This window comes from Nitrosomonas ureae, assembly GCF_900108305.1.
GTDB lineage: Bacteria > Pseudomonadota > Gammaproteobacteria > Burkholderiales > Nitrosomonadaceae > Nitrosomonas > Nitrosomonas ureae_B.
Genome location: NZ_FNUX01000064.1, coordinates 1 through 2,569 on the forward strand (window position 1 = coordinate 1; position 2,569 = coordinate 2,569).

Below are 2,569 nucleotides of genomic sequence, written 5' to 3' on the forward strand. Positions count from 1 at the left end.
TGTTGACGCTAACTCAAAACTGACCAGAAAAGGCTGTTTGTGCTAACTGAATTTTGACCAGGTAATCCACGTATCCTGCTTAATTTTTAAGCGGGGGTAAAAGGAGTGATTACCATGGTTATGTATGCAAAGATCCGGCGGATGTTTTACCGTGAACATCTGTCTATCAGTGAGATTCAACAGCGCACAAGTTTGTCACGCAATACGATTAAGAAATGGCTCAAGGAACCGAATGGAAGTGCCACTAAGTACCGGAGGGCCAAGGTTGCGGGTTTGCTGACACCGTTTGAACCGAGTCTATTATTGGCATTGAAAGCTGATGCACACCGCCCTAAGCGGGATCGGCGTACAGCATTAATGTTGTTCAATGCAATAAAGAAGGAAGGTTTTACTGGCTGCTATGCTACCGTCACCCGGTTTCTACGCAACTTGCGCAACCACACGGCCACAGTCGAGGGTAAATCCGCCTATGTTCCGCTTAAGTTTGAATTGGGTGAAGCATTTCAGTTCGATTGGAGCGAAGAGTGGTTGGTGATTGGCGGCATTCATCGCAAGATCCTTGCTGCGCACACGAAGCTATGTGCCAGTCGTGCTTTCATGTTATCGGGCTATCCGTCACAAAGCCATGAGATGTTGTTCGATGCGCACACCAGGGCATTTGCAGCTTTAGGAGGAATTGCAAGGCGCGGCATTTACGACAACATGAAGACCGCTGTGAACAAGATCTCTAAAGGCAATGGTCGCATTGTCAATACACGCTTTTTTGCCATGACGGCACACTATCTGTTCGATCCGGATTTCTGCAATGTTGCTTCTGGTTGGGAGAAAGGGATCGTTGAGAAGAATGTTCAAGATACCCGTCGCCACATCTGGACGGAAGCCAAACAGCAACAGTTCAGTTCATTCGCAGAACTCAACGTCTGGCTAGAAGCACGTTGCCGTACCCTGTGGACGCAACTGCCGCATCCGAACTATGCTGGCATTAACATCGCCGATGCGCTTGAACAAGAGCAACTGTATTTGATGCCGATGCCAACGCCGTTTGATGGTTACATAGAAGTGTTGGCACGTGTTTCCAGCACTTGTCTGGTGACGGTGCAGCGTAACCGTTATTCCGTTCCTTGTTATCTGGCCAATCAGAAAGTAATGGTGCATCTCTATTCAAACCGAGTCGATCTATCTTCCGGTAACACGATCGTTGCTTGCCATACGCGCCTACTCGATCGTGACCAGGTCAGTTATGACTGGCAGCACTATATTCCACTTATTGAGAAAAAACCCGGTGCTTTACGCAACGGTGCACCATTCACCGATATGCCAGCACCTTTTGCACAATTGCAAGCAGCATTACGAAGACGAGAGCGGCAACAGGGTGACCGAATCATGGCCAAGGTACTTGGCTTTGTGCCGTTACATGGCTTGGAAGCCGTTTTGGTTGCAGTCGAGCTGGTGCTGGAATCGGGTGTAACCAGCGCCGAACATGTACTGAATGTGCTGGCGCGCCTTAATCAATCTCAGCTTCCAGTGCAGGTGGAAACCAGTCTAAAACTTGATGAAGAACCGTTGGCAAATACATCACGCTATGACAGCCTTAATACGCAAGAGGTGCCATATGTCTGAAATCATTGCTCGACTCAAGGCGCTCAAATTGTATGGCATGGCGGACTGCTATACAGATTTGCAAAACCAGAACACATCAAGCGCGACTACTTTGCTTGATTCATCGGCAGAATTACTGCGCCAATTATTGCAAGCTGAATTGATCGATCGAAGCATTCGCTCTATTCGCTATCAGATCAATGCCGCCAGATTTCCAATTCATCGTGATTTACAGGGTTTCGATTTCAGCCAATCCAAAGTGGATGAGCAACTAATCAATCAATTGACCGCCATGGAATTTACTGCTGCCGCACAAAATCTGGTACTGGTCGGTGGCACCGGTACAGGCAAGACCCATCTTGCAACTGCAATTGGTATCTCAGGTATCCAGTGTCACAGTAAAAGAGTGCGTTTTTACTCTACGGTAGATCTGGTCAACACGCTGGAGCAGGAAAAAGCCGCTGGTAAACAAGGAAGATTGGCGCTTAGATTAATGCAGATGGATTTAGTCATTCTAGATGAGCTCGGCTATTTGCCATTCTCACAGGCCGGTGGCGCCTTGCTGTTCCATATGCTCTCCAAACTCTATGAACGAACCAGCGTCATCATCACAACCAATCTGACATTTGCAGAATGGAGCAACGTGTTCATTGACGCCAAAATGACTACCGCGCTATTGGATCGACTGACTCATCATTGTCACATTATTGAAACCGGCAACGAGTCGTTCCGCTTCAAGCACAGTAGCGCAACCGCCAAGGAGCGAATTCAGTCGCGAGAAAAAGAAAAATACTCGCCGTCAGCAGAGCACGCGGATTTCTAATCGACTACTATCATGCTCAACATCATCAGGAGGCAAAACCATCTCAGTTTGGTCGACTTATCCACAGTGGTATAGTACGCTATACCACTATTTCACCTAGTCAAATTTCAATTAGCACAGGTGGTCAGTTTTCAGTTAGCAGCAACA

Annotated in this window: 2 protein-coding genes; both read left to right on the top strand. The window is 47.6% G+C overall.

Annotated elements, in window-relative coordinates:
- The first annotated feature begins 114 nt into the window (after nucleotides 1-114).
- On the top strand, nucleotides 115-1,620 hold the full coding sequence (gene istA, locus C4S39_RS14990; protein ID WP_103967729.1) for an IS21 family transposase: 1,506 nt from the start codon (nucleotides 115-117) through the stop codon (nucleotides 1,618-1,620).
- Nucleotides 1,613-2,422: an IS21-like element helper ATPase IstB gene (istB, locus tag C4S39_RS14995; protein WP_103967730.1), complete on the top strand. Its 810-nt coding sequence runs from the start codon at nucleotides 1,613-1,615 to the stop codon at nucleotides 2,420-2,422. Before istA ends, istB begins: the two co-directional genes overlap by 8 nt.
- Nucleotides 2,423-2,569: the final 147 nt, after the last annotated feature.

What these genes read in the sequence shown, in the direction of transcription:
- istB (WP_103967730.1), top strand. Translation starts at nt 1,613, where the DNA reads ATGTCTGAAATCATTGCTCGACTCAAGGCGCTCAAATTGTATGGCATG.
- istA (WP_103967729.1), top strand. Translation starts at nt 115, where the DNA reads ATGGTTATGTATGCAAAGATCCGGCGGATGTTTTACCGTGAACATCTG.